This is a genomic window from Cellulomonas sp. URHD0024, assembly GCF_000426185.1.
Classification (GTDB): Bacteria; Actinomycetota; Actinomycetes; order Actinomycetales; family Cellulomonadaceae; genus Cellulomonas.
This window is the reverse complement of the sequence record NZ_AUEW01000020.1, coordinates 1-6120: the sequence shown is the minus strand read 5'-3', so window position 1 is coordinate 6120 and position 6120 is coordinate 1. Positions and strand designations below refer to the sequence as shown.

General features: G+C 71.0%; 4 protein-coding genes. 1 reads left to right on the top strand and 3 read right to left on the bottom strand.

The annotated features are described in order from the left end of the window. A partial coding sequence (locus I847_RS0116160) for a glycoside hydrolase family 30 beta sandwich domain-containing protein (RefSeq protein ID WP_034610736.1) occupies window positions 1–1613 on the bottom strand: 1613 nt, incomplete at its 3' end. Between the two features lie 151 nt (window positions 1614–1764). Beyond that, window positions 1765–3702, bottom strand: coding sequence for a discoidin domain-containing protein (locus I847_RS0116155; protein WP_051274993.1), 1938 nt, complete (start codon window positions 3700–3702; stop codon window positions 1765–1767). 190 nt (window positions 3703–3892) lie between these two features. Here I847_RS0116155 and I847_RS0116150 point away from each other — a divergent pair, with 190 nt between their 5' ends. After that, on the top strand, window positions 3893–4912 hold the full coding sequence (locus tag I847_RS0116150; RefSeq protein WP_028050515.1) for a LacI family DNA-binding transcriptional regulator: 1020 nt from the start codon (window positions 3893–3895) through the stop codon (window positions 4910–4912). Window positions 4913–4915: 3 nt separating this feature from the next. Here the strand turns inward: I847_RS0116150 and I847_RS24270 are convergent, their stop codons facing one another. Then, window positions 4916–5968: a LacI family DNA-binding transcriptional regulator gene (locus tag I847_RS24270; protein WP_081681050.1), complete on the bottom strand. Its 1053-nt coding sequence runs from the start codon at window positions 5966–5968 to the stop codon at window positions 4916–4918. Window positions 5969–6120: the final 152 nt, after the last annotated feature.

Below are 6120 nucleotides of genomic sequence, written 5' to 3'. Positions count from 1 at the left end.
CCGTTGGCCGTCGAGTTGTCCCGCACGTCCAGCGCCTTGCCGCTCGACGCCGAAGTGATCCGGTACGTCGAACCGGAGACCACCGTGCAGGACCCGGCCGTCGGCGGAGTCGTCGTGGTGGGCGTCGGGGTCGGGGTCGTTGTCGGCGTGACCGTCGGCGTCGGCGGCGTCGTCGACGGGGTCGTCCCGGTCCCGGCCCAGGTGAACGTCGCCATGGCGCCGGCGGGCAGGTTGTAGCCGAAGGACGTCCCCTGGTAGGAGACCTTGAAGTCCTGGGCGGCGCCTCCGGTGTTCAGCGCCACCAGCGCGATGGTGCCGTCGGTGTTGCGGAACGCCACGTTCTGGACCCCTCCGTCGCCGAAGCCGGTGGAGCTGATGCGCACGGCACCGGGCTTGACGAACGTCGAGAGGTGTCCGAGGACGTAGTACTCGGCGTTCGTCGTGTAGCTGCCGCCGGAGGTGGTGACCACACCCGTGCAGTTGGTGCAGCTGCCGATGACCGGTCCGTGGTTGGCGTCGAGCGCCAGGTTCCAGGTGGTCACCGTGCGGGACCAGTTCCGGACGGCATTGATGGCCAGGTTGGTGCCCTGCCACTTGAGGGAGTCGGCGAAGGTGTTGCCTGACTCGATGCCGGAGCACTCGGTGAAGAAGATGTCCTTGGTCGGGAAGGCGTTGCGCACGGCGTTCTGGGCGGAGGGGTCACCCGCGTAGCAGTGCCATGCCGAGCCGACGACGGAGGAGCCCGCGTTGTTGAGCACGTCGGTGGCGTACCCGGTGTTGTCCCAGTTGTGGTCGTAGGCGAGGATCTTGGTGGACAGTCCCGCCGCCGTCAGCTTCGGGGCCAGCAGCTTGACGATGTCGGCCTGCTGGCTGCTCGACATGAGCATCCCGGGGTAGCCGCCGGGCGAGTACAGCGGTTCGTTCTGCAGGCTGAGGTAGGACACCGGCACGCCCTGGGCCTGGTACGCCTGCACGAACTTGACCAGGTAGTCGGCGTACGTCGCGTTGTACGTCGTCTGGAGCGACCCGCCGATGAGGGCGTTGTTGGTCTTCATCCAGCCTGGTGCGCTCCACGGGCTGGCCATGACCGTCAGGGCCGGGTTGAGCTGCCTGGCCTGCTTGATCAGCGGGATGATCTGGTCGAGGTCGTGGGCGATGCTGAACCGCGACAAGGTCGGGTCGGCGGCGCCGTCGTCGTACGTGTAGAAGGACCGCGAGAAGTCCGAGGCGCCGATGGGCTGGCGCAACCAGCTCAGGCCGATCCCGGTCGAGGGGTTGAACAGCGCGTTCATGATCTGGTCCCGCTGCGGTGAGCTCGCGATGTTCGACGCCGCGGCGTCCGTGAGCGATGCCCCGAACCCGACCATCGACTGGTAGGTGGTCGCCGGGTCGACGGTGATGACGGAGCCGCTCCCGCCGGCGCCGAACGTGACGTCCGCCTGCTTCGCCAACAGCTTCCCGCGGTCTGGCGTGGTGACCCAGACGCTCGCGGACGTCGCGGCGTGGGCGGGTGCTGCCTGGGCAAGCGCTATGGCTCCCAGCGCGACCGCCAGGGCGGCACTGGTGGCCACCGCCACGGTGCGCGGTGATCGCGCGTCCGCTGTTCTTCGCATCGTTCCTCCAGAGGGGTGCGTGCCTCGGGGACGGCTGTGTCCACGAGCCCGTGCCCGCGTCCCGGTCCTGCTCGGGAGCGAGTACGTGATGGGTGGTGCAGGCACGGCGGCCGGCCGCGAGGGGGCACGGCCGACCGCCGGGCTCGACGGACTAGCGGTAGAGGCGGACGTCGGCGAGGCTCCACCAGTTGCCGGCGTCGGCGGTGGTGGTGATCCGCAGGTAGCGGGCGAAGGTCACGCCGGTGTCGACCGTGGTGAGCTGGCCGGTGGCCGCGCCCGTGGCCACGGTGTGCCAGCGGGTGCCGTCACGGCTGGTCTCGAGCTGCCAGCCGCGGGCGTAGTCGCCGAGGCTGTCCCCGGAGTCGATCGCGACCTGACGGAACAGCTGCCCGCGGCCGAGGTCGACGGTCAGCGACTGGCCGGGCGTCTGGCCTTGTCCGCTGGACCAGCGGGTGGACGCGTCCCCGTCCACGGCGAGTGCGGCGTCGGCCGGAGCGGAGGTCGCGGTCGCGGTGGCACCCGACAGGTCCAGCTGGGTGCGGTGGTCGGTCAGCGTGCGCGATGCAGGCCAGGTGAAGGTGGCCAGCGCGCCGCCGGGCAGCGTGTACTCGAACCGCCGGTCACCGACCGCGACCGCGAAGCTGCGCGGGTCGTCGTTCTCGTTGTGCACCACCAGGGCCGTCGATCCGTCGGGGTTGCGGAACGCCACGTCCATGATCTGTCCGTTCCATCCGGTGGTGCCGAACGACGTGGAGCCGATGCGCACGGCGCCGGGCTTCACGAACTTGGAGAGGTGGCCGATCGTGTAGTACTCGGCATCGGTGCGGACGGTGCCGTCGGCCTGGACCGTGAGCAGGCCGGTGCAGGTGTCGCAGCCGCCGAGGTGCGGGCCGCCGTCCTCGCGCAGGGCGATGTTCCAGTTCACGACCGACTTCGCCCAGTTGCGGGTGGTGCCGATGGCGATCGTGCGGGCGTGCCAGGTCAGCGTGCCGCGGAAGATCTGCTCGGGGGTGTCCGTCGCACCGTGCGAGCCGGAGCACTCGGTGAACCAGATGCCCTTCTTCGGGTAGGCGTCGTGCAGCGCGGTCTGCGCGCTCGGGTCGCCGGAGTAGCAGTGGTACGCAGTGCCTGCGACCCACTTCGCGGCGGGCCCGGACAGCACCTGGTACGGGTAGTCGGTGGCCGGGTCCTCACCGGGAGGGGTGTTCGCGACGTCGTTCGGGTGCTCGGTCCAGTTGTGGTCGTAGGCCAGGATCTTCGTGCGCGGGCTGGCCTTCTTGAGGAGCGGGCCGAGCGCGAGGATGACCTTCTCCTGCTGCGCCACAGGCATGTCCGTGCCGGGGTAGCCGCCGGGGGTGCGGTTCTGCGGCTCGTTCTGAACGCTCAGGAAGTCGATCGGCACCCCGGCCGCGGTGTAGGCCTGCACGAACTTCACGAGGTACCGGGCGTAGGCGTCGTAGACGGCGGGGTCGTCCTTGAGCCGGCCGCCCACGAGCGAGTCGCCGGTCTTCATCCACGCAGGCGGGCTCCACGGCGTGGCCATCACGGAGAGCTCTGGGTTGAGCTGCTTGGCCTGGCGCAGCAGCGGCAGGATCTGCGCCTCGTCGTGCGCTATGGAGAAGTGCGCGAGCGGGAAGTCGGTCGCGCCCGGCGCGACGTCGTCGTACGTGTAGTGCTCAGCCGCCGCCGTGAAGTCCGAGGAGCCGACCGGCTGCCGCAGGAAGCTGACGCCGATCCCGTCGCGCGACCCGAACAGCGACCGCATCGCGGAGTCGCGTTGCCCCCGGGGCAGCCCCGCGAGCAGCGCGGCCGACGAATCCGTGATGGACGCTCCGAAGCCGTCCATCGTCTGGAAGCGCTGGTCCGGGTCGACCACGATCGTGCTGAGGTCCGAGCGACCCTCGCTGAACGACACCGGCGCCTGCGGTGCCAGCAGCTGCGCACGATCGGGGGTGGTCACCCAGACCCGCGCCTGAACCTCTCGACCGTGGCCACGGGCCCCGTCGTCGGCCATCGCGGGTGACATGGGGATCGCCACGACGGCGGCGGCCGTCGCCGTCGCCAGACATGCCAGGACGGTTCTTCTCATCGCCGACTCCTCGTTGAGCGGAAGGACATGACGGCCGTCTGTACATCGACGGGGGCTCATGTAACAATGTGTAACGGATGGGGTGATCTGCTCGTACCGGACATACCCTGACGTTCTGCCACGCGCTTGTCAACGCGTCGCTGTGCCCTGACCGGGGGATGCGCGCTTCTGGAACAAAGGTGTAACTAACGTGCCGACCTCGTCCCGCAGCACCGTCCGTCAGATCGCGGCCGACACAGGGGTCTCCATCGCGACGGTGTCGCGCGTGCTGAACGGGCACACCAACGTCGCGCCCGACACCCGCGCGATGGTGGAGGCCGCGATCGCCGCCCGGGGCCCTGCGGTGCTCGCTCCGCGCCGGGGCCCGGCGGGGCGCACCGGTCCGGTCTTCGTGAGGTGCCCGTACGTGCTGAGCGACTACTTCGGTCTGATCGTGTCGTCGGTCACCGAGACGTTGCGCATGCACGAGCGTGACGTGCTGCTCGACGCCGGCGAGTCGTCGCAGGACCGCCATCCGCTCGCCTCGCTGTCCGCACGCGCCGTCGCGGGGGCGATCCTGATCCTGCCGCCGGAGTCGCCGTCCGAGCTCCTCGGCCTGCGTCGTCGCGGGCTGCCGTTCGTCATCATCGATCCGCGGACCGCCCCGCCGCCCGACGTCGCAGCCGTCTCGGCGGCGCACGTCACCGCGGCCATGCGGCTGACGACCCACCTCCTCGAGCTGGGCCACCGCCGCATCGGGGTCATCGCGGGACCGCAGGACTGGTTGGCGGGCAGCGATCGGCTGGCGGGCCACCAGGCGGCGATGGGTGGCGCGGGGATCCTGACCGATCCGGAGCTCACCCGAGTCGTGCCCCCGACCCTCCTGCAGGGCGAGGAGGCCGCCGGCGAGCTGCTCGACCTGCCGCGACGCCCCACCGCGCTCGTGTGCTTCAACGACAAGATCGCCGTCGGGGCGATGGCTGCCGCGCGCGCGCGCGGGCTGCGCACACCGCAGGACGTCTCGATCACCGGTTTCGACGACATCGACGTCAGCCGCGCCACCACCCCGCAGCTGACCACGGTCCGGCAGCCGCTCGAGGAGATGGGCCGAACGGCGGTGACGCTGCTGAACCGGCTCATCAACCAGGAGAAGGTGGAGGCCTTGCACATGGAGCTCGCGACCGAGCTGGTGGTCCGAGGCTCCACGGGAGAGGCGCCTCCGACGCCCTGAGCGTCACGCGGGAACCACCGCAGCACCGCGGTCCGGCCCGGCTGACGAACCGCGCGCCACCAGCTCGACCGGAACCTGCGTCTCCCCGAGGGGCACACGCCGGCGCGCGAGCTGGTCGATCAGCAGCGTGGCGCCCAGTCGTCCGAGCGCCTCCAGCGGCTGCTGGACGGTGGTGAGCCGCGGGACGGTTGCGCGGCTGAGCTCGTAGTCACCGAACCCGGTCACGACCAGGTCGTCCGGCACGGACAGGTCCAGCTCGGCAGCAGCCTGCATCGCCCCCGCGGCAAGTCTGTCGTCGAGGCAGATGAGCGCGGTGGGCGGCGTGCGCTGCTCGAGCACCCATCGCGCGACCTCCCGGCCGTGATCGAGCGTCGACGTGAGCAGCTGCAGGTGTGCCGGCACGACGGACACGGTCGCGCCCGCCGGGTTCAGCTCGGACATCAGGCCGTCCATCCGGCGTGCGTACATCAGTCCCTCGCACGTCCCGCCGAGCAGCGCGACGCGTCGGTGCCCGCGGCCGAGCACGTGCCGGGCGACCAGCCGTCCGGCCTCCCGATGATCTGCGACGACCGACGTCACTCCAGCAGGCGGAGCCCGCCGGGGATCCACCACCACCGCCGGCAGTCCGCTCGGCCGAGTGGCGAGGAGGCTGTGGCAGGTCTGCGAGGGCTGGACGAAGAGTGCTCCGGCGACGCCCCTGCGCGGGTCGAGGATCCCCGGCCCGCCCGCGACGTCCACGTGCTCGCCGACGCTGAGCCAGACCGGCCAGCCGCTGCGTTCCAGCACGTCGGCCGCCGCCGAGACCAGGGGGCCGACGTGCTCGTCCATCGGCTGCGGGCAGCGCAGCAGGACGGTGGCGGTCGTCTGGTCGTGCATCCTGCGGGGTATCGGAGCCCCTCGACCCAGCCGGGCGATGGCGCGGTTGACCTGGTCCGCGGTGCGAGGTGGCACGTGCGGCGCCGAGTTGAGCACCCGGTGGACCGTCGCCGAGGAGACTCCCGCCTCGGCGGCCACCTGCGCCAGCGTGACAGGTCGACGGGGCGTTCCCAGGCTCACGTCGTGCTCCGCTCGAGAGTTCGGCCAGGTGCGCTCGGTGGGCAGGGGCGGCCGTGGGGTCGTCCCTGCCCACCGGGTCAGGCGGTCAGCTCACCGCGGTGAGGGTCCACCGCTGGTTGGCGCCACCGGACAGGTCCCACTGCTGGATCCCG

Excerpts from the sequence above, each read along its gene's own strand:
- I847_RS0116155 (WP_051274993.1), bottom strand. The coding sequence starts at position 3,702 with ATGAGAAGAACCGTCCTGGCATGTCTGGCGACGGCGACGGCCGCCGCC.